This window comes from Streptomyces sp. NBC_01485, from assembly GCF_036227125.1.
Lineage (GTDB): Bacteria > Actinomycetota > Actinomycetes > Streptomycetales > Streptomycetaceae > Streptomyces.
Genome location: NZ_CP109435.1, coordinates 7,793,894 through 7,814,872, shown reverse-complemented (window position 1 = coordinate 7,814,872; position 20,979 = coordinate 7,793,894). Strand labels below are relative to the sequence as shown.

Below are 20,979 nucleotides of genomic sequence, written 5' to 3'. Positions count from 1 at the left end.
ATCGGGATGAAGAACCGGGATGCGGAGGTCAGCGGCCCACCGCGTACCCCTGCATCCCTCGCGGGTTCGCGGCGGCCGACAGGATTCCGTTCTCCGGGTCGCGGGCCACCGCACACAGCCGGCCCTCGGACCACGGGTCGCCGAGGGTGACGTCATGGCCGCGCCGCCGCAGCTCCTCCACCACCTCCGCCGGCATCCGGGACTCCACGGTGACGCTGCCCGGCCGCATGCCGCGCGGGTAGAAGGAACCGGGGAAGGCGTCGTTGTGCCAGTTCGGGGCGTCGATCGCGCCCTGGAGGTCGAGTCCGCCGCGTACCCGCGCGCGGAGGGCGACGGCCAGGAAGAAGTGCAGCTGCCACTGGTCCTGCTGGTCGCCCCCGGGCGTGCCGAACGCCAGCACCGGCACCCCGTCGCGCAGCGCGATCGAGGGGGTGAGGGTGGTGCGGGGGCGGCGGCCGGGCGTCAGCGAGTTGGGCAGGCCCTCCTCCAGCCAGGTCATCTGGAGCCGGGTGCCGAGCGGGAAGCCCAGTTCGGGCACGACCGGGTTGGACTGGAGCCAGCCGCCGCTGGGCGTGGCCGCGACCATGTTGCCCCAGCGGTCGACGACGTCGAGGTGGCAGGTGTCTCCGCGGGTGAGCCCCTCGCCCGTCACCTCCGGCTCCCCGGGCGCCGGCGAGGCCGGCCTCTTGGCGACGGTCGGCTCCCCCGCGCCCATCGGGTTGAAGACGGGATCGTCACTGACGACCGCGTACGCGTGCGGGCTGAGCCTCGGCGGGCGCCCGCCGGGGCTGCCGGGCCGCAGCTCGTACGACGCCTTGTCGCCGATCAGCCCGCGCCGGTCCGCGTTGTAGCCGGCGGCGAGCAGCTCGCCGAGCGGGACCTCGGCCGCGTCGCCGTACCAGGCCTCGCGGTCGGCCATGGCGAGCTTGCAGCCCTCGATCAGGAGATGGACGTAGTCGGCCGAGCCGTACGCGGGCAGCTCGGGCGGCAGCAGGGCGAGCTGCTGGAGGAGGGCCGGGCCCTGGCTCCAGGGCCCGGCCTTGCACACGGTCCAGCCGTTCCAGTCGTAGGTCGCCGGCGTCTCGTAGGTCGCGGACCAGTCGGCGAGGTCGGCGGCCGTGAGGGTGCCGGTGTGGCGCTCGCCGCTGGTGTCCAGGGTGGGCCGGGCGGCCTGCCGGACGAGCGCCTCGGCGACGAACCCGGTCCGCCACACCTCCCGCGCGGCCTCGATCTCCGCCTCCCGGTCGCCCGCCCCGGCGGTCTCGGCGAGCAGCCGCCGCCAGGTGGCGGCGAGGGCGGGGTTGCGCAGCAGTTCGCCGGTGCGGGGCGACCGCCCGCCCGGCAGGTACACCTCCGCCGAGGAGGTCCACTCCGTCTCGAACAGTTCCCGTACGGTCTCGACGGTCGCGCCGACGTTCTCCACGGGCGCGTGCCCGTGCTCGGCGTACCCGACGGCGTACTTCAGGACGTCGGCGAGGGACTTGGTGCCGTGGTCGCGCAGCAGGAGCAGCCAGGCGTCGAACGCGCCGGGCACGGCGGCGGCGAGGGGTCCGGTGCCGGGGACGAGGTCCAGGCCCAGCCCCCGGTAGTGCGCGACCGTCGCACCCGCCGGCGCCACCCCCTGCCCGCACAGCACCCGCACCTCGCCGCCCGCCGGGGCGAGCAGGATCGGCACCTCGCCGGCGGGGCCGTTGAGATGCGGTTCGACGACGTGCAGCACGAAGGCGCCGGCCACGGCCGCGTCGTAGGCGTTGCCGCCGCCCTCCAGGACGGCCATCGCCGACTGGGAGGCCAGCCAGTGCGTGGAGGACACCATGCCGAAGGTTCCCTGGAGGGTGGGTCGGGTGGTGAACACGGAGGGCTCCTCACTGCACGACGGCCGGTGACGCGATCGTACGCAGGCCCCCGCCGCGCCGGACCTCGATCACCGCACCCGGTGCTCCCCACCGCGCGCCCGCGCCGCCCGTCCATCCCGTGAAGCGCCGTGATGTCCCGGTAGGTCCGGGCCCCTTGGTCACCGGGCCGCCACGGAGCGAGTTCGTACTTCCGCCGCACAGGGAGTCGTGTGACACTGGCGTCCCTTGTCCGCACTGCGGACGTCGTCCGCACCGTCCCCCACGAAAGTGCGCCGTGCGCTCTCTCCCACTGCCGCTCGCCCTCACCGCACGTCTGACCCCGGTGGCCGTGCTGGCCTGCGCGGGCTGGGCCATGTCGTCCGGCCCGCTCACCGAAACGCAGGACACCGCGGGCAGGGAAACCCAGCAGACCCAGTCCGAGAAGGCGTCGTCCGACCCCTCCTCCGCGGCCGTGTCCAAGACGTACGCCGCCGCGCCCGTCCCCTGCACCAGCGTGACCACGAAGACGGTCACCGCACTCGTGCCGGGTGCCAAGACCGCGGGCAAGGAGATCCCGTCGACGGACGTCGACCTGCGCCGCACGTGTTCCTGGAACGCGCTCAAGGGCTACGACTACCGGTGGCTCGACATCTCCTTCGAGATCACGGACTCGGATGCCGCGGCACAGAGTTCGTACAAGGAGCGCATCAGGGAGAAGAGCGGCGGCGGGGCGGTCCCCGGGCTCGGGAACGCGGCCTACTCCGTGGTGAACCTCACGACCGAGGACAAGCAGCAGACCCGGGAGGGCGTCGTCATCGCCCAGGTGTCCAACGCGCTGGTCGTCGTCAACTACAACGGCAGCGACTTCGAGTCGAAGAAGGCGCCCGGCACCGACGAGATCAACAAGGGTGCGATCAAGGCCGCGAAGGAAGCGGTCGCCGCTCTGCAGAACGGCAAGAAGAGCTGAACTCGCCTGACCTGTGACCGAGTTGAACTGAACCGATTGCGCACGCGAGACGGCCGGAAGAGCTGAACCGCTCCTCCGGCCGTCCCCGTTCCGCCACGCGTCAGGCGGCGTCTGATTCCTGCCTCTCCTGTTCCTGTGCTTCCTGGCCCTCCTGTCGGCCGCGCGGCAGCATCAGCGCCAGGTAGAGCACCATCGAGGTGCCGAGCCCGACCGCCCAGCCGTAGTCGGCGAGGGATTCCAGTGCCGGGACGGGCCGCCCGTCGAACAGTGGCTTGAAGCTGGCGCCGCCGATCGCGAGGACGCCACCGGCGACGAAGGCCACCACGGCCCGCCAGTTCCAGCCGGCGTCGTACCAGTAACGGCCGCCCGTGCGGTACAGGTCGGTCAGGTCGAGCTTGCCGCGGCGCAGGATCCAGTAGTCGGCGATGAGGATGCCGGCGACCGTGCCCAGCAGACCGCCGACCAGACCGAGCCAGGTGAAGATGTAGCCCTGCGGGTCGGAGTACAGCTTCCACGGGAAGATCAGCACGCCGAGGACGCTGGTCACGAGGGCGCCGGTACGGAAACTGATCTTCCGGGGCGCGATGTTGGAGAAGTCGAAGGCCGGCGAGACCAGGTTGGCCGCGATGTTCACGGACAGGGTCGCCACCAGCACGGTCACCAGCGCGAACAGCAGCCCGAAGACGTTGTCCGTCTTGGCGGCGAGCTGTACCGGGTCCCAGATCGTCTCGCCGTACACGGCCTGCGAACCGGAGGTGACCATCACCGACAGCAGCGCGAAGAGCGTCATGGTCGTGGGCAAGCCGAGGGCTTGTCCCCAGGTCTGCGCCTTCTGCGACTTGCCGTACCGGGTGAAGTCCGGGATGTTCAGCGACAGGGTCGACCAGAAACCGATCATGCCCATCAGGGACGGCCAGAACAGCTTCCAGAAGTCGGCGCCCCAGCCGAGCTTGGAGGGCTGGTCGAGCAACGGGCCGAAACCGCCTGCCTTGTCGCTCATCCAGATCAGCATCACCAGCGCGCCGACCAGGACGAAGGGCGCCGCCCAGTTCTCGAAGCGGCGGATCGTCTCCATGCCCCGGTAGATGATCGCGACCTGGATCGCCCAGAAGACGGCGAACGACAGCCACATCGTCCAGGCGTAGCCGCCGATCTTCCCGGCGTCGCTCCAGCCGTTGCCGATGAGTTTCCCGGCGAGGAAGTAGATCGCCTCGCCGCCGATCCAGGTCTGGATGCCGAACCAGCCGCACGCCACCAACGCCCGTACGACGGCGGGGAGGTTGGCGCCGCGGATGCCGAAGGAGGCGCGGGCGAAGACCGGGAAGGGGATGCCGTACTTCGGTCCCGCGTGCCCGGTGAGCAGCATCGGGACCAGCACGATGAGGTTGGCCAGCGCGATGGTGAACACCGCCTGCTTCCAGTCCATGCCGACGGCGATGAGACCGGAAGCGAGCGTCCACGACGCCGTGTTGTGGGCCATGCCGACCCACAGCGCGGAGAAGTTGTACGTGGTCCAGGTGCGCTTCTCCACCGGGACCGGGAGCAGGTCCTCGTTGGCGTAGGGGCCGCTGGGCTGCGGCGAACCGGAGGCGATCTCCACCCGGCCGTCGGCGAGGGTGACTTGGGCGGTCGGCGGTATCGCCGTGGGAGCGGTGTCGGTCATGGGCAGGCCAATCAAACGAGGGGCGGATCCGGAAAGGCCGTGCGGGGGTCTCCGGCCCCCTCCCCGGGGACGGCGGGGAGGGGAGAACTGGAGTGGGGGGATGGGGAGTTGACGCTTGGGGAGGTGATCCTGCGGAGGTGGGTCAGCCGTTGACCGCCGGGATGACCGTCGTGCCGTACACGTCGATGACCTTCTCCTGCGCGTCGTGCATGTCGTAGACGGCGAACTGGTCGACGCCCAGCTCGCGCAGGGCGTTGAGCTTCTCGATGTGCTTCTCGACGGGGCCGATGAGACAGAACCGGTCGACGATCTCGTCGGGCACGAAGTCGGTGTCGGGGTTGTCGCTGCGTCCGTGGTGCGAGTAGTCGTACCCCTGACGGGACTTGATGTACTCGGTGAGTTCCTCGGGTACCTGGGACGAGTGCGCGCCGTACTTGGACACCAGGTCGGCGACGTGGTTGCCGACCATCCCGCCGAACCACCGGCACTGGTCGCGGGCATGGGCGAGCGCCTCGGGCGAGTCGTCGTCGGTGACGTACGCCGGGGCGGCGACGCAGATCTTCACCTCGGACGGGTCACGGCCGGCGGCGACGGCCGCGTCCTTGACCGCCTTCACCATGTACTCGGTGAGGTACAGGTCGGCGAGCTGGAGGATGAAGCCGTCGGCCTCCTCGCCGGTCATCTTCAGCGCCTTGGGACCGTACGCGGCCATCCACACGGGGAGCCGGGCGTCTTCCTTGATCCAGGGGAACCTGACGACCGTACCGCCGAGGTCGGCCTCCCGGCCCGAGGCGAGCGCCCGGATGACCTTCATGGCCTCGCTGATCCGGGCGAGGGTGTTCGGGGCGCGGCCGGCGACACGCATCGCGGAGTCGCCGCGGCCGATGCCGCACACCGTGCGGTTGCCGAACATGTCGTTGAGGGTGGCGAAGGTGGAGGCGGTGACCTCCCAGGTGCGGGTGCCCGGGTTGGTCACCATCGTCCCGACCGTCAACCTGCTGGTGTTCGCCAGGATCTGACTGTAGATCACGAACGGTTCCTGCCAGAGCACCGCGGAGTCGAAGGTCCAGCCGTGGCTGAAGCCGTTGCGCTCGGCGCGCTTCATCAGGCTGACGACCTTCGAGGCCGGCGGGTCGGTCTGCAGGACGAGTCCGAAGTCCATTAGCGCTGCTCCTAGTTGGGCCTAGTTGAGGTACTGGCAGGTGGAGCGCGGGGTGTAGACGCCGTGCCCGGCGTGTCCCGTGTACTCCCGCTCGGTGATGACGAGTTCGCCCCGTGACAGGACCGTCTCGACGCGGCCGGTGAGGCGTTTGCCCTCGTACGCCGAGTAGTCGACGTTCATGTGGTGGGTCTCGGCGGAGATGATCTGCTCGGCGTGCGGGTCGTAGATGACGACGTCGGCGTCGGCGCCCGGGGCGATGGTCCCCTTCTTCGGGTACATGCCGAACATCCGGGCGGGGGTGGCGCAGGCGATCTCGATCCAGCGGCGGCGGCTGATGCGCCCTTCGACGACGCCCTGGTGGAGCAGGTCCATGCGGTTCTCGACGCCCGGAAGGCCGTTGGGGATCTTCGAGAAGTCGCCCCGGCCCAGCTCCTTCTGGCCCACGAAGCAGAAGGGGCAGTGGTCGGTGGAGACGACCTGGAGGTCGTTGGTCCGCAGGCCCTGCCACAGCTTGGCCTGGTGTTCCCTGGGCCGCAGCGGGGTGCTGCACACGTACTTGGAGCCCTCGAAGTCGGGCTCGGCGAGGTTGTCCGTCGAGAGGAACAGATACTGGGGGCAGGTCTCGCCGAAGACGTTCAGGCCTTCGTCGCGGGCCTTGGCGAGTTCCGCCAGCGCTTCCATCGCCGACACGTGCACCACGTACAGCGGGGCACCCGCGACCTGCGCGAGCTTGATCGCGCGGTGGGTGGCCTCGGCCTCGAGCAGCGCCTTGCGCACTTCACCGTGGTAGCGGGGATCCGTCTCGCCGCGCGCCAGCGCCTGTTCGACCAGGACGTCGATGGCGATGCCGTTCTCCGCGTGCATCATGATCAGCGCGCCGTTCTCGGCGGAGCGCTGCATGGCGCGCAGGATCTGGCCGTCGTCGCTGTAGAAGACGCCGGGGTAGGCCATGAACTGCTTGAAGGAGGTCACCCCCTCCTGGACGAGCAGGTCCATCTCCTTGAGCGTGTCCTGGTTCACGTCGGAGACGATCATGTGGAAGCCGTAGTCGATCGCGCAGTTGCCCTCCGCCTTGGCGTGCCAGGCGTCCAGGCCCTCGCGCAGGCTGTTTCCGACGCTCTGCACGGCGAAGTCGACGATGGTCGTCGTACCGCCCCAGGCGGCCGCCCTGGTGCCGGTCTCGAAGGTGTCGGAGGCGAAGGTGCCGCCGAACGGCAGCTCCATGTGCGTGTGGGCGTCGACCCCGCCCGGGATCACGTACTTCCCGGCGGCTTCGATGACCCTCTCGGCGGTCCAGGCCTCGGCGGCCGAGGTGCCGGAGGCGGCGAGGGCGGCGATCCGGCCGTCCTCGATCAGGACGTCGGCGTGGATCTCGTCGGACGCGGTGATGACGAGTCCGCCGCGGATGACGGTTCGGCTGCTCATACTCCCTCTCCTACCGTGTTCAACACTGGTGTGGTGCGGGCCGGTTCGGCCCCGCCGGCCCGATCCCCGTGCACCGGGCCGGCGGGCGTCCCGGTTACGGAGCGGTCAGCGGGGGGTATGCGTCGGGGCGGCGGTCCCGGTAGAACTGCCAGCGGTCACGGACCTCGCGCAGCTTGGCCAGGTCGAGGTCGCGGACGACGAGTTCGCTCTCCTTGTCGCTGGCCACCTCGCCGACGAACTGGGCCTCCGGGTCCACGAAGTACGAGGTCCCGTAGAAGTCGTTGTCGCCGAGTTCCTCGACTCCGACCCGGTTGATCGCGCCGACGAAGTACTCGTTGGCGACCGCGGCCGCCGGCTGCTCCAACTGCCACAGGTAGGCGGACAGGCCGCGTGAGGTCGCCGACGGGTTGAAGACGATCTCCGCGCCCGCCAGCCCCAGCGCGCGCCAGCCCTCCGGGAAGTGGCGGTCGTAGCAGATGTAGACGCCGATCTTGCCGACGGCCGTGTCGAAGACCGGCCAGCCGACGTTCCCGGGGCGGAAGTAGAACTTCTCCCAGAAGCCGTTGACCTGCGGGATGTGGTGCTTGCGGTACTTGCCGAGGTACGAGCCGTCCGCGTCGATCACGGCGGCGGTGTTGTAGAGGACGCCGGGCTGCTCCTCCTCGTACATCGGCAGCACCAGGACGATGCCGTGTTCCCGGGCGAGTGCCTGGAAGCGCTCGACCATGGGGCCGTCGGGGATCCGCTCGGCGTACTCGTAGAACTGCGGGTCCTGGACCTGGCAGAAGTACGGTCCGTAGAACAGCTCCTGGAAACACAGCACTTGAGCGCCCTGCGCGGCCGCGTCGCGCACCGCCTGCTCGTGCACCTGGATCATCGATTCCTTGTCGCCGGTCCAGGCCGTCTGGAATATCGCGGCACGGATCACTCTGCTCATCGGGACCTCCGGTCGCTCGGTGTGCGAGAAGGCTAGAAAGCCGGTCAGCAGGCTTTGAGTTGCACCGTGTCACGTCTGCGGGCGTCCGGCATGCCACCGTGTCACGTCGTCGTCGGCCCATGTTTCACCGCCGTTTTCCCAGGTCGTCGCATGTTTCAGGCCTGTTGCGCGTCGTGCGCGAGGAGCGCGATGTGTACTGAGGCGGCCTGTTCGAAGTCGTCGAGGTCCACGCCCAGCCGCCCTTCTATCGCCTCCAGCCGTCGGTACAGCGCGGGCCGGGAGACGTGGTGGAGCTGGGCGGTTCGGGACTTGTTGCGGCCGGTCGCCAGATAGGTCCGCAGTACGGCGAGCAGGTCGTCCCCGGCGGCGCACAGCAGCCCGTCGAGCTCCCGTTCCGCGAAGGACTGCACTCGCGGGTCGTCCCTCAACAGCCTTACCAGGCCCCGTAGATGGACGTCCTTGAGGCGGACGACGGCCGGGAGGTCGGGGGCGGCCGGGGAGTCGGCCACGGCGTCCGCGACGTGCTGGGCCTCGCGCAGCCCGGCGGGCACGTCGTCCCAGACGGTGCGCTCCTCGGCCGCCGCGACGATCCTGCGGGTCTCCCCCGACCCGGTCCGCAGCCGGGCGGCGAAGTGCGCGGCGAGTGCGGCGGCGTCCTGGTCGCGGGCGAGGCTCAGCAGCACCGCCGTCGCCCCGTCCGCGAGTTCGGCGACGAGCCCAGGCAGGCCCAACAGGCGGAGCATCCGGTCGAGTTGGGCCGGGTCGCCGTCCCGTACGACCAGGGGGACGAAGGTGCGCCGGTTGACGGGGAGGCCGGCCGCGCGGGCCCGTGGCAGCAGTTGCCGGGCCGGTACGACGCCGGAGATCAGGTCGGTGAGCAGGCTCTGCGCGGACTGCTCCTCCCAGGTGTGGGCGGAGGTGCCGCCGAGCATGCGGTGCAGGACGAGGGCCTCGGCGGCCCGGTCGGCGAGCAGCCGTCCGTCCGCCGCGACGCCGCGGTGCCCGCAGAGCATGATCTGTCCCCACCGCTCGCCGCGTCCGCCGAGTTCGGCGCGGATCCAGCCGTCGCCCTCGCTGCCGCCGGCCTGCCGGGCGATACGTTCCCAGTCCCGCAGCACGTCGTCGACCGCCGACCGCTCCCCCGCCGTCGCCAGCACCCGGTGGGCGAGGTTGGTGACGACGACGGGACAGCCGGCGTGCTGGGCGACCACGTCCAGCAGCAGTTGCAGCGGGGCGCCCGCGGTGATCAGCCCGGTGAGCGCGGTCCGTACGGCCTCCGACAGACTGATGGCGGCGAACTTGCGCCGGACCAGCCTGGACTGGACCTCCTCCGTCAACTCGGCGAAGGGGAACGGCCGGTGGAGCACCACCATCGGCAGCCCGCACCGCTCGGCGGCCCGCCGCATCACGTCCGGCGGGGCCGGGAAGGCGCGGCCCAGGCCCAGCACCACGGCCGCGGCCTCCGCCCGGTGCAGGGACCGGATGTACTCGGTCTGCGCGCTCTCGTCGCCGGCCAGCAGCACGCCGGTGGTGAGGACCATCTCGCCGCCGCTGAGCATGACGCCGACGTCCGCGGCCTCGGCGACGTGCACCCAGCGCACCGGCCGGTCGAGCTGGCCCTCGCCGGCCACCACCTCGGGCTCCCCGGCCAACACCCGTTCCAGGGCGAGGACCTGACGGACCGACAGGGCGGGTTCCAGGGGCTCCACGGGGCCCCAGGGCTCCAGGGTGATGGTCATGGCGTGGGTTCCCTTGCTTCCTCACGTCGGCGCTACTGCGTGGTCCTCAGCGCGCTTTCGAGGATCGCGGCGCCCTCCTCGGCCTCCGCCACGGTCAGGGACAGCGGCGGGGCGACGCGCAGCACGCTGGTGCTGTGGCCGCCGCCCTTGCCGATCAGCAGCCCGTCGGCGCGGGCCGCCTCCAGCACGGCGGACGCCCGGTCCGGGTCGGCCAGGTCGGTGCCGGGCCTGGTCAGTTCGACGCCGATCATCAGTCCGCGCCCGCGCACCTCCCGTACGCCGGGGTCCTGGGCGGCGACGCCCCGCAGCCGCTCGATGAGCAGACCGCCGACCCGCCGGGCGTTGCCCTGGAGGTCGTGTTCCAGCAGATAGCCGAGGTTGGCGAGGCCGGCCGCCATGGTGACCTGGGTGCCGCCGAACGTGGAGATGCTGTTGGCGTCCAGGCAGTTCATGATCTCGGAGCGGGCGATGACACCGCCGATGGACATGCCGTTGCCGATGCCCTTGGCGAAGGTGACGATGTCCGGCGGGCCGTTCTGCGCGTGCGCCTGCCAGCCCCAGAAGTGCTCGCCGGTGCGGCCCCAGCCGGTCTGCACCTCGTCGGCGATCCACAGGATCCCGTGCGCGTTCAGCACCTCGCGGAACGCCGCGTACAGTCCGTCCGGCGGTGAGGTGAAGCCGCCGACGCCCTGGATGGCCTCGGCGATCAGGGCGGCGGGCGCGCGGGTGTGCCCGAGCAGGTCCTTCAGGTCCTCGACGCAGGCGTCGACGAACTCGGCGTCGCCGAGGTCGGCGAAGGGACCGCGCCCGCGCACCCCGCCGTGCACGTACAGCGTCTGCAGCGGGGACAGCGAGGTCGGGGACCAGCCGCGGTTGCCGGTGATGCCGACCGCGCTGAAGGAACGCCCGTGGTAGCTGTTGCGCATCGCGAGGATCGTGTTGCTGCGCCGGTGGGTGGTGGCGAGCAGCAGCGCCGTGTCGTTGGCCTCGGTGCCCGAGGTGGTGAAGAAGACGCGGGCGTCGGGGATGCCGCTGATGTGCGCGACGCGCTCGGCGAGGTCGACCATGGGCCGGTTGAGGTAGAGCGTGGACGAATGGTTGATCCGCCCGGCCTGCTCGCTCACCGCCTTCGTCACCTCGGGCAGCGCGTGCGCGGTCATCGTGGTGAGGATGCCGCCGAAGAAGTCGAGGTACTTGTTGCCGTCGGCGTCCCAGACGTGGCGGCCCTCGCCGTGGGTGATCTCCAGCGGGTCCTCGTAGTAGAGGGCGAGCCAGTCCGGCAGGACGCTCCGGTGGCGGTCGTAGAGGTCGCTCACGGCTTTACCAGCCCTTCGTAGGCATCGGGACGGCGGTCGCGGTAGAAGGCCCACTGCCGGCGGACCTCCTCGACCAGGTCGAGGTCGAGGTCGCGGACGAGGAGTTCCTCGTCCTTTCCGCTGGCGACCTCGCCGACGAACTGACCCCGCGGGTCGACGAAGTACGAGGTCCCGTAGAAGTCGTTGTCGCCGTACTCCTCGACGCCGACCCGGTTGATCGCGGCGACGAAGTACTCGTTGGCGACCGCGGCGGCGGGCTGCTCCAACTGCCAGAGGTGGGCGGAGAGGCCGCGGTGGGTGGCAGACGGGTTGTAGACCAACTGGGCGCCGTTGAGCCCGAGTTGACGCCAGCCCTCCGGGAAGTGGCGGTCGTAGCAGATGTAGACGCCGATCTTGCCGACGGCGGTGTCGAAGACGGGCCAGCCGAGGTTGCCGGGCTTGAAGTAGTACTTCTCCCAGAAGCCCTTCACCTGCGGGATGTGGTGCTTGCGGTACTTGCCGAGGTACGAGCCGTCGGCGTCGATCACGGCGGCGGTGTTGTAGTAGAAACCGGACTGCTCGACCTCGAAGACCGGCACGACGATCACCATGCCCGTCTCGCGCGCGAGCTCCTGCATACGACGCACGGTCGGCCCGTCGGGGACCGGCTCGGCCCAGCGGTAGTGCTCCGGCTCCTGGACCTGGCAGAAGTAGGGAGCGTTGAAGACCTCCTGGAACCCGATGATCTTCGCGCCCAGGCGGGCCGCCTCGCGGGCGTGCTCCTCGTGTTTCGCCACCATGGACTCGGTGTCGCCGGTCCAGGTGGCCTGGACCAGTGCGGCACGTACGACGTTGGCCATGAGCTGCTCCTTCGACGGGACGTCAGAGCCTCTACGCCCGTAGACAATGGTCGTAGAGGGATGAACGTAAGCCTCCGGGACAGGCTTGCCAAGACCATCGTCGTTAACCCGCGAAGTCGATCACGTTTCACACTCCGGTGGGTGAGTCGCGGCGCGCACGGCGTACGCGCGGACTTTCGACCAGGGCGTGGGCCAGGGCTGGGGGCAGGGCTCGGCTCAGGCGGTGAAGCCCGCGACCCGCAGGGCGTGCACCAGGTCCCAGCGGCGTTCCTCCGAGACCGTCCGGGCCGCCTCCAGCAGGAGCGGGACGAGGGTCCGCGGATCCGGGGCGACGCTGCGGGCGGCCTCCTCGGGGGTGCGGACGCGGACGTAGGCGTCCAGCAGCCCGCGGGCCTCGCGCCGCCTGCCGTCCGTGACCAGGCCGAGGACGGCCTCCCCGATCTCGGCGGCCGGGCGCGCGACGCCCTGCCGCAGGATCTGCTCGCCGTCGGTCGTGCGCCCCACCGCGACCAGCGCGTCGGCCGCGGCGACGAGCCGGTCGGCGGGCAGCGAGGCGGCCTCCCAGAGCAGGGTGGTCCAGTCGGCGGTGAGCCCGGCACGCTGGAGTTCGGCCGCGAGCAGGGGGATACGGGCGGCCGGCCAGTACGCGAGCTCGACGAGCAGGGCGTGCGCCTCTCCGCTGCGGCCCTCGCCGCGCAGCCGCACCAGCCGTTGCACCACCTCGACGGTCTCCCGCCGGGCCGCCGTGTCCAGCGGCTCGCGCTGCGGCTCGGACGGCCGCTCGACGCTCTCGGCGGCCCTGGCCCCGGCGAAGCGGGCGCCGCGCGGGCTGCGGCGAGCGGTCGTGGCGGGCGCGGGCGCCACCGGCTCGGCGGTGGGCGGTACGACAGCGGCGCCGTCGTCGTCCTCCTCGGCCAGGCCGGCGAAGCGGGCACCGCCACGGCGGCGCTTGCGCTGCTTGGGCAGGGGGGCCGGGGCGAGGTCGGGGGCGGTGGCGGGGGCGTCCTGGGCGCGGGCGGGGTCGGCGGCCGTCGGCGCCCCGGCATCGTGCGGGTCGGCCGTAGGCTCGGCGGTGCGGTACCCGCTCCGGGCGTCGTAGGCGGGATGGGAGGGACCGGCGGGACCGGCAGGGTCGGCGGCAGCGCGCCCGGCCTGCCCGGAGTTCGCGCCGGTCGCCGGGAGCCGGTCCAACTCCGCCATCCTGTAACGGAGTTCGGCGCACCTGGCGGTGGCCCGTTCATGGTCGTCGTGGGCCCAGGCGAGGTCGAGGCGGACGGCGTCGGCCTGCTCGCGGGTGCCGGTGGCGGCCAGTCGGCGGCCCAGGTCGGCCAACCGCTCGGCGGCGTAACGCTGTTCGCGGAGCATGACGTCGAGCCGGTCCCCGAGGGCGTCGCGGCCGCCGGGCAGGGCGTCGTGGGCGGCGAGTGCGGCGGCGTGCAACGGCCGGACCCGTTCCGCCTCCTGCGCGGCGACGGCCGTGCCGTACTCGGCGGCGAGATCCTGGAGTACCGCCTCCACCACGTCCCAGGGCGGCACTTCACGTCCGTCGAGGCAGGCCCGCATGCCGTCGGGATCGCGCTGCCAGAACACCGCGCACCAGCCCGCGCTTTGATCCAGGCGCGCCAGCAGCCCGCTCAGGTGGTTGGCGAACTCCCGCACCCGGCCCGGGAGTTGATGCACATTCATCGCTCGACTCCCGCCCCGACCGGAACAATCCAGTTCGTAGAAAACACCATTCGTGTTACGGCGCGGCTACGTCAAGTTCTCAGAGCGGACGCGACGGCGCCGTTGCACGATCTTGACCCGTACACGGCGGGGGGCGGCCGGCTCCGGGCGTCACGCCGGGGCGAGCACGCACAGTCCCGCCAGCTCGTCCATCGACAGGTCGAGCACCCGGGCGAGCGCGGCGACGGTGAAGAACGCCGGGGTGGGCGCCCGGCCGGTCTCGATCTTGCGGAGGGTCTCGGCGGAGATGCCGGCCCGCGCCGCGATCTCGGTCATGCTCCGGCTGCCGCGCGCCGCGCGCAGCAACCGCCCGAGCCGCTCGCCGCGTTCGTGCTCTTCAGGGGTGAGGGGGGTACGCACCATGCCGTCATTCTAATACCGGTATAGTAATTGGCATGGTTGAGCTGAAGACGGACACATCGATCGACGCCATGTACGAGGCGGGACAGGTCGTCGCGCGGGCCCTGACAGCCGTGCGCGAGGCCGCTGACGTGGGAGTTTCCCTGCTGGAGCTGGACGAGCTGGCACATGGGGTGCTGCGGGAGGCGGGGGCGACGTCACCGTTCCTCGGCTACCGCCCGTCGTTCGCCCCGACGCCCTTCCCGGCGGTGCTCTGCACGTCCGTGAACGACGCGATCGTGCACGGCGTCCCCACCCGCTACCGGCTGCGCGACGGCGACCTGCTCTCCGCCGACTTCGGCGCCGAGCTGAACGGCTGGGTCGGCGACTCCGCCATCAGCTTCACCGTCGGCACGCCGCGTCCGGCGGACGTCCGGCTGATCGAGACCGCCGAGCGGGCTCTCGCGGCCGGTATCGAGGCGGCGGTCGTCGGCAACCGCGTCGGCGACATCGCGCACGCGATCGGCACGGTGTGCCGGGCGGCGGGCTACGGCATCCCGGAGGGCTTCGGAGGCCACGGCATCGGCCGCCACATGCACGAGGACCCCGGGATCCCCAACGAGGGCCGCCCGCACCGCGGCCTCCCCCTGCGCCACGGCATGGTCATCGCGATCGAGCCCATGCTGATCGCCGGCGGCAAGGACGCCTACCACGAGGCCCCCGACGGCTGGACCCTACGAACCAACGACGCCTCAAGAGCCGCCCACGCAGAACACACGGTGGCCATCATGGAGTCAGGTCCCCGGGTCCTCACTGAGCGACGATAACGACAGCCCCCTCGGGGGCGCGGGGTGTATCGATGTGCGGCTCCGCCGCGTGGGCGCGACCAGCCCCCACCGGACCGCAGCCGCCGGACCACACAACCCCGCAGGACATGCCGCGCAAAAGGGAACGTGCCATGGTGGTTCACGGGCCCTTACCCAACCCCACAGCTGCAGCGCCGCAGGCAAGGGCACCCGCGTCCGAACGGTACCGTCGATCGAACGGAACGCCATGACCAGCGGCTTCACCGGCCCGGAGGGCTACGGCGACCCCTTCGGCGAATTCCTGGCCCGCTTCTTCGGCGGGCCCCGCCCCGGCCCCCGCCAGATCAACATCGGCCAGCTCCTCAGCCGCCCCGCGAGGGACCTCGTCCGGGGCGCGGCCCAGTACGCCGCCGAACACGGCAGCCGCGACCTGGACACCGAGCACCTCCTGCGCGCGGCCCTCGCGGCGGAGCCGACCCGTACGCTGCTCAGCCGGGCCGGCGCCGACCCCGACGCGCTCGCGGCGGAGATCGACGAGCGTTCGGGCCCGGTCCAGCACCCGCCGGGCGAGGTACCGCCGCCCACCTCGCTGTCCCTGACCCCGGCCGCCAAGCGCGCCCTGCTGGACGCCCACGACCTGGCGCGTTCCCGGGGCGCGGGACACATCGGCCCGGAGCACGTGCTCGGCGCCCTCGCCGCGAACCCGGACTCGGCGGCCGGGCACATCCTCAACGCGGCGCGCTTCGCTGCCACGGGCATGCCGCCCGAGCCTCCGGACACCGCCCAGGCCACCCGCGCGGCGGACGGCCGGCGGCCCACCGGTACGCCGACCCTCGACAAGTTCGGCCGTGATCTCACCGAGCTGGCCCGCGAGGGCCGGATCGACCCGGTGATCGGCCGGGACGACGAGATCGAGCAGACCATCGAGGTGCTCTCGCGGCGCGGCAAGAACAACCCGGTGCTGATCGGTGACGCGGGCGTCGGCAAGACCGCCCTCGTGGAGGGGCTGGCCCAGCGGATCACGGAGGGCGACGTACCGGACACCCTCGCCTCGCGGCGCGTGGTCGCCCTGGACCTGGCGGGCGTGGTCGCGGGCACCCGCTACCGCGGCGACTTCGAGGAGCGGCTGACCACCATCGTCGACGAGATCCGCGCGCACTCCGACCAGTTGATCGTCTTCATCGACGAGCTGCACACGGTCGTCGGCGCGGGCGGAGGCGGCGAGGGCGGCTCGATGGACGCCGGGAACATCCTCAAACCGGCCTTGGCCCGCGGCGAGTTGCACATCGTGGGCGCGACGACGCTGGAGGAGTTCCGGCGGATCGAGAAGGACGCGGCGCTGGCCCGCCGTTTCCAGCCGATCCTCGTCCCGGAGCCGTCCGTCGCGGACGCGCTGGAGATCCTGCGCGGGCTGCGCGACCGCTACGAGGCCCACCACCAGGTCCGTTACACCGACGCGGCGCTGGTCGCGGCCGTGGAGCTGTCCGACCGCTATCTCACCGACCGCCACCTGCCCGACAAGGCGATCGACCTGATCGACCAGGCCGGCGCCCGGGTGCGCCTCGGCGCCCGCAGGAAGGGCACGGACGTACGGGCGATGGAGCGCGAGGTCGAGCAGCTCGCCCGCGACAAGGACCAGGCGGCCGCGGCCGAACAGTACGAGCAGGCCACCCGACTACGGGACCGCATCGTCGAGTTGAGGCAGCGCATCGCGGACGCGAGCGATGAGGAGGCGGTCGACGAGGGCCGGCTGGAGGTCACCGCCGAGGCCGTCGCCGAGGTGGTGTCCCGGCAGACCGGCATTCCGGTCGCCAGCCTCACCCAGGAGGAGAAGGACCGGCTGCTCGCCCTGGAGGAGCATCTGCACGAGCGGGTCGTGGGCCAGGACGAGGCCGTACGGGTCGTCGCGGACGCGGTGCTGCGCTCACGGGCCGGACTCGCGAGCCCGGACCGGCCGATCGGCGGCTTTCTCTTCCTCGGCCCGACCGGCGTGGGGAAGACCGAACTCGCCCGCGCGCTGGCGCAGGCGCTGTTCGGCAGCGAGGAGCGCATGGTGCGGCTCGACATGAGCGAGTACCAGGAGCGGCACACGGTCAGCCGTCTGGTGGGCGCCCCGCCCGGCTACGTCGGCCACGAGGAGGCAGGGCAGTTGACGGAGGTCGTCCGCCGCCACCCGTACTCGCTGCTGCTGCTCGACGAGGTGGAGAAGGCGCACCCGGACGTCTTCAACATCCTCCTCCAGGTCCTCGACGACGGCCGGCTCACCGACGCCCAGGGCCGCACGGTCGACTTCACCAACACGGTGATCGTGATGACCAGCAACCTGGGCTCGGAGGCGATCACCCGGCGCGGCGCCGGCCTGGGCTTCGGGTCGTGGGGTGCGGACGCCGACGAGGAGGCGCGGCGCGAGCAGATCCTGCGGCCGCTGCGCGAGCACTTCCGGCCGGAGTTCCTCAACCGGATCGACGAGATCGTCGTGTTCCGTCAGCTCACCGGTGAGCAACTGCGGCGGATCACCGACCTGTTGCTGGAGAAGACGCGCCGGCTGGTGCACGCGCGGGGCATCACGGTCGAGTTCGGCGACACGGCCGTCGACTGGCTCGCCGAGCGCGGCTACCAACCCGAGTACGGCGCCCGGCCGTTGCGTCGCACCATCCAGCGTGAGGTCGACAACGAGCTCTCGCGGCTGCTGCTCGACGGGCGGGTCGCGCAGGGCGACCGGGTGCGGGTGGAGGTCGAGGACGGGCGGCTCGCGTTCCGTACGCGGCCGCCCGTCCCGACGGCCGGACTATGAGGCGGGGTACACCACCTGCGCCGAACCGCCGCCCCGCCGTACGGTCTCGGCGGCGGCCAGCCACTTGCCGTTCGGCAGTCGCTGTACGCCGGTGGCCGCGCCGATCTCGGGGTTGAGCGTGAAGGCGTGCCCGATCTTCTCCAACCGCGTCCTCACGTCACTGTTGTAGAGGCCGGGTTCGAGTTCGGTGCGGGCCGCGTTGCGCTGGCTGGCGCGCGGGGCGGCGATCGCGTCGACGAGGGGCAGGCCGCGGTCGAGGAACTCGGTCAGGGTCTGCAGCACGGTGGTGATGATGGTCGCGCCGCCGGGTGAACCCAGCGCCACCACCGGCCTGTCGTGCCGGTCGAGCACGATCGTCGGCGAGATCGACGACCGCGGCCGCTTGCCGGGGCCCGGCAGGTTCGGGTCGTGGACGGCCGGGTTGGCGGGGGCGAAGGAGAAGTCCGTCAGCTCGTTGTTGAGGATGAAGCCGCGGCCGGGGACGGTGATGCCGCTGCCGCCGGTCTGCTCGATGGTGAGCGTGTAGGAGACGACGTTGCCCCACTTGTCGGCGACGGTCAGGTGCGTGGTGTTCTCGCCCTCGTACGTCGTCGGCGCCGCCGTGCCGCCGGTGTTGCAGGCGGCCGGGTTACGCGGGTCGCCGGGTGCGACGGGGCTGGTGAGGACCGCGTCGTCCTTGATGAGGCAGGCGCGCGAGTCGGCGTACTTCTGCGACAGCAGTTGTTTGGTGGGGACGTCCTCGAAGGCGGGGTCGCCGACCCAGCGCCCGCGGTCGGCGAACGCGATCCGGCTGGCCTCGATGTAGTGGTGCAGGTACTGCACCTCGCCGGCCTTCGAAAGGTCGGTCTCCTCAAGGATGTTGAGGGCCTCGCCGACCGTCGTGCCGCCCGAGGACGAGGGCGCGATGGAGTAGACGCCCAGTCCGCGGTACGAGGTCTTCGTGGGCGCCTGGGGCTTGGCGCGGTAGGCCGCGAGGTCCTTGGCGGTCAGGTTGCCCGGCCGGGCGTTCCAGCCCGAACCCGGGTCCACGGGCGGGTGGTTGACGGTGTCGACGATGTCCTTGCCGAGGTCGCCCCGGTAGATCGCGCCGACGCCCTTCCGGCCGAGCTCCGCGTAGGTCTTCGCGAGGTCGGGGTTCTTGAACGTCGAGCCGACGACGGGGAGCCCGCCGCCCGGCAGGAACAGCTTCGCCGTGTCCGGGAAGTAGCGGAAGCGGGTCTCGTTGGCGGCGGTCTGGGAGCGGAAGGTGTCGTCGACGGTGAAGCCTTCGCGGGCGAGGCGCTCGGCGGGCTTGAGGACCGTGCCGAGCTTCTCGCTGCCCCACTTGCCCAGCGCCGTCGCCCAGGTGGCCGGGGTGCCCGGCGTGCCGACGCCCAGGCCGCTGGTGACGGCGTCCGCGAAGGCGAGCGGCCGGCCGTTCTCCAGGAAGAGGCCGGAATCCGCCGTCAGCGGGGCGGTCTCGCGGCCGTCGATGGTGTGCACCGTTCGGGAGTCGGCGTCGTAGTAGACGAAGTAGCCGCCTCCTCCGACGCCGGAGGAGTAGGGCTCGGTGACGCCGAGGGCGGCGGCGGTGGCGACGGCCGCGTCGACGGCGTTGCCGCCCTTCCGCAGTACCTCGATGCCGGCCGCGGAGGCGTCCGCGTCGACGCTGGCGACGGCACCGCCGTAGCCGACGGCGACGGGGACCTTCTCAACCGCCGTTCTCTGCGCGGCGGGTGGCGCTGCCGCCCCCACCGTCACCACGGCGGCCGAGACCGCCAGGACCGACAGTTTTCGCGCGACAGGGCGACGCATCCATACCTCCAGTCGGGAACCGTCCGCGCAGCGTAACCACATTCCCCAGGCCCCGACAGCCTCCTTCCGGGCACTGTCATACGACTGCCACATGTCGAACACGGGTACGTACCGGTCATGCACGCCCGCTACCATGCGCGCCCATGAACGACGGCGTACGGAACATCGCAGACGGTTACGAGAGTTATCCGGACTGGAAGTCGGTGACCGCGACCCGCAGGAAGATCGCCCTCGCGGGCGCCACCACCCTCCGCACCGACGTGGACTCGGGCGCGGACGCCGGAACCGTCTTCCTCTCCAGCGTCCTCGACCAGATGGCGAAGCTCCCCCCGGTGGCGGTCATCCCCCTGCTCCCCCGCGCCTGGGCCGCCGTTTGCAGTCGGAGAAGTACGCCACGCCCCAACAGGTGTGCGGCACCGCGCAGTTGCACACCACCGTCACCCCGACCGAGGAGAGCGGCACCCTCGTCGCCTATCTGTACGACGTGGGGCCGCTCGGCCTCGGCAAGCTGGTCAGCAACACGCCGTACACCTTCCACGGGCGCACGCCCGGCACACCGCTGCGTCTCGACCTGGACCTGTTCTCCACGGCCTACGACGTCCCGGCGGGGCACCGGCTCGCCCTGGTCGTCGACACGGTCGACCCGCTCTACATCGAGCACAACCCGTCCGGCGCGCGGCTGACCTTCTCCTCGCCGGTGAACGACCCGTCGTACGTGTCGATTCCGCTGCGCGAGCAGTGATCTCCGGCCGCTGCCGGGGCGGGTGGGCTCGGCGGCTGCCGCCGTCGGGGCTCAGTGCTTGAGGATCTTGGAGAGGAAGTCCTTGGCCCGGTCGCTGCGCGGGTCGGTGAAGAACTCCTCGGGCGTGCGGTCCTCGACGATACGGCCGTCGGCCATGAAGACCACGCGGTTGGCGGCCGAGCGCGCGAAGCCCATCTCGTGGGTGACGACGACCATGGTCATGCCGTCCCGGGCCAGTTGCTGCATCACCTCGAGGACCTCGTTGATCATCTCGGGGTCGAGGGCGGAGGTGGGCTCGTCGAAGAGGAGCGCCTTGGGGTCCATGGCGAGGGCGCGGGCGATGGCCACGCGCTGCTGCTGACCGCCGGAGAGCTGCGCCGGGAACTTGTCGGCCTGGTCGGCGAGGCCCACGCGGTCGAGCAGTTCGCGCGAGCGCCGGTCGGCGTCGTCCTTCTTGCGGTTGCGGACCTTCACCTGGCCCAGCGAGATGTTCTGCAGGACCGTCTTGTGGGCGAAGAGGTTGAAGGACTGGAAGACCATGCCCACCTCGGACCGCAGTCTCGCCAGGCCCTTGCCCTCCTCGGGCAGCGGCTGTCCGTCGAGCGTGATCGAGCCGGACTGGATGGGCTCCAGCCGGTTGATCGCGCGGCACAGTGTCGACTTCCCCGACCCCGAGGGGCCGATCACCACGACCACCTCCCCCCTGCCGACGGTGAGGTTGACGTCCTGCAGGACATGCAGCTCCCCGAAGTACTTGTTGACGTCACGCAGCTCGATCAACGGATCGACGGCCATGCGCAGCCCTACTCACTCTCAGCTGTGTCGTGGTTGCCGCAAACTATCCACATAGGACTGGCGTTAAGGCACGACACGCACTTTTCGGTCATTAGCTGTCT

General features: G+C 71.2%; 15 protein-coding genes and 1 pseudogene. 4 read left to right on the top strand and 12 right to left on the bottom strand.

Annotated features, from left to right (window positions below):
- Window positions 1–28 precede the first annotated feature (28 nt).
- Entirely contained in the window at window positions 29–1,855 is a 1,827-nt protein-coding gene (locus OG352_RS34470) for a gamma-glutamyltransferase family protein (RefSeq protein ID WP_329222344.1), read from the bottom strand.
- A gap of 275 nt (window positions 1,856–2,130) precedes the next feature.
- Here OG352_RS34470 and OG352_RS34465 point away from each other — a divergent pair, with 275 nt between their 5' ends.
- Window positions 2,131–2,802 (top strand): hypothetical protein, encoded by a 672-nt coding sequence (locus OG352_RS34465; protein WP_329222343.1) that lies wholly within the window; start codon window positions 2,131–2,133, stop codon window positions 2,800–2,802.
- A gap of 100 nt (window positions 2,803–2,902) precedes the next feature.
- Here OG352_RS34465 and OG352_RS34460 read toward each other — a convergent pair whose 3' ends face one another.
- The 9 genes from OG352_RS34460 to OG352_RS34420 form a co-directional block, all read right to left on the bottom strand.
- A complete protein-coding gene (locus OG352_RS34460; RefSeq protein WP_329222342.1) occupies window positions 2,903–4,465 on the bottom strand; it encodes an NCS1 family nucleobase:cation symporter-1 in 1,563 nt (520 codons plus the stop codon).
- Between the two features lie 142 nt (window positions 4,466–4,607).
- Window positions 4,608–5,627, bottom strand: a complete 1,020-nt coding sequence (locus OG352_RS34455; RefSeq protein WP_329222340.1) for a TIGR03842 family LLM class F420-dependent oxidoreductase — start codon at window positions 5,625–5,627, stop codon at window positions 4,608–4,610.
- A gap of 21 nt (window positions 5,628–5,648) precedes the next feature.
- Complete coding sequence (gene hydA / locus OG352_RS34450; RefSeq protein ID WP_329222338.1) at window positions 5,649–7,052, bottom strand: dihydropyrimidinase; 1,404 nt, start codon at window positions 7,050–7,052, stop codon at window positions 5,649–5,651.
- Window positions 7,053–7,146: 94 nt separating this feature from the next.
- On the bottom strand, window positions 7,147–7,989 hold the full coding sequence (locus OG352_RS34445; RefSeq protein WP_329222336.1) for a nitrilase-related carbon-nitrogen hydrolase: 843 nt from the start codon (window positions 7,987–7,989) through the stop codon (window positions 7,147–7,149).
- A 155-nt stretch (window positions 7,990–8,144) separates the two neighbouring features.
- Complete coding sequence (locus OG352_RS34440) at window positions 8,145–9,728, bottom strand: PucR family transcriptional regulator (protein ID WP_329222334.1); 1,584 nt, start codon at window positions 9,726–9,728, stop codon at window positions 8,145–8,147.
- 32 nt (window positions 9,729–9,760) lie between these two features.
- Window positions 9,761–11,044, bottom strand: a complete 1,284-nt coding sequence (locus OG352_RS34435; protein ID WP_329222332.1) for an aspartate aminotransferase family protein — start codon at window positions 11,042–11,044, stop codon at window positions 9,761–9,763.
- The gene (locus OG352_RS34430; protein WP_329222331.1) at window positions 11,041–11,883 is read right to left on the bottom strand and encodes a nitrilase-related carbon-nitrogen hydrolase; all 843 of its coding nucleotides are present in this window, start codon (window positions 11,881–11,883) and stop codon (window positions 11,041–11,043) included. Before OG352_RS34430 ends, OG352_RS34435 begins: the two co-directional genes overlap by 4 nt.
- 216 nt (window positions 11,884–12,099) lie before the next feature.
- Window positions 12,100–13,569, bottom strand: a complete 1,470-nt coding sequence (locus OG352_RS34425; RefSeq protein ID WP_329222329.1) for a hypothetical protein — start codon at window positions 13,567–13,569, stop codon at window positions 12,100–12,102.
- 150 nt (window positions 13,570–13,719) lie between these two features.
- A complete protein-coding gene (locus OG352_RS34420; protein WP_329222327.1) occupies window positions 13,720–13,971 on the bottom strand; it encodes a helix-turn-helix domain-containing protein in 252 nt (83 codons plus the stop codon).
- A gap of 32 nt (window positions 13,972–14,003) precedes the next feature.
- On the opposite strand from OG352_RS34420, the gene map reads away from it, so the two are divergent.
- Window positions 14,004–14,774 carry a type I methionyl aminopeptidase gene (gene map, locus OG352_RS34415; protein WP_329222325.1) on the top strand — a complete coding sequence of 257 codons (771 nt, stop codon included), beginning with the start codon at window positions 14,004–14,006 and terminating at the stop codon, window positions 14,772–14,774.
- Window positions 14,775–15,000: 226 nt separating this feature from the next.
- Entirely contained in the window at window positions 15,001–17,547 is a 2,547-nt protein-coding gene (locus OG352_RS34410) for an ATP-dependent Clp protease ATP-binding subunit (RefSeq protein WP_329222323.1), read from the top strand.
- On the opposite strand, the gene ggt is transcribed toward OG352_RS34410, so the two are convergent.
- Window positions 17,542–19,341 (bottom strand): gamma-glutamyltransferase, encoded by a 1,800-nt coding sequence (gene ggt / locus OG352_RS34405; RefSeq protein WP_329222322.1) that lies wholly within the window; start codon window positions 19,339–19,341, stop codon window positions 17,542–17,544. The two genes, OG352_RS34410 and ggt, sit on opposite strands and share 6 nt — an antisense overlap.
- Before the next feature lie 173 nt (window positions 19,342–19,514).
- On the opposite strand from ggt, the pseudogene OG352_RS34400 reads away from it, so the two are divergent.
- A pseudogene (locus OG352_RS34400) lies at window positions 19,515–20,083 on the top strand (CocE/NonD family hydrolase C-terminal non-catalytic domain-containing protein); the annotation flags it as partial.
- Between the two features lie 51 nt (window positions 20,084–20,134).
- Here OG352_RS34400 and OG352_RS34395 read toward each other — a convergent pair.
- A complete protein-coding gene (locus OG352_RS34395) occupies window positions 20,135–20,878 on the bottom strand; it encodes an amino acid ABC transporter ATP-binding protein (RefSeq protein ID WP_329222320.1) in 744 nt (247 codons plus the stop codon).
- Between the last annotated feature and the right edge of the window lie 101 nt (window positions 20,879–20,979).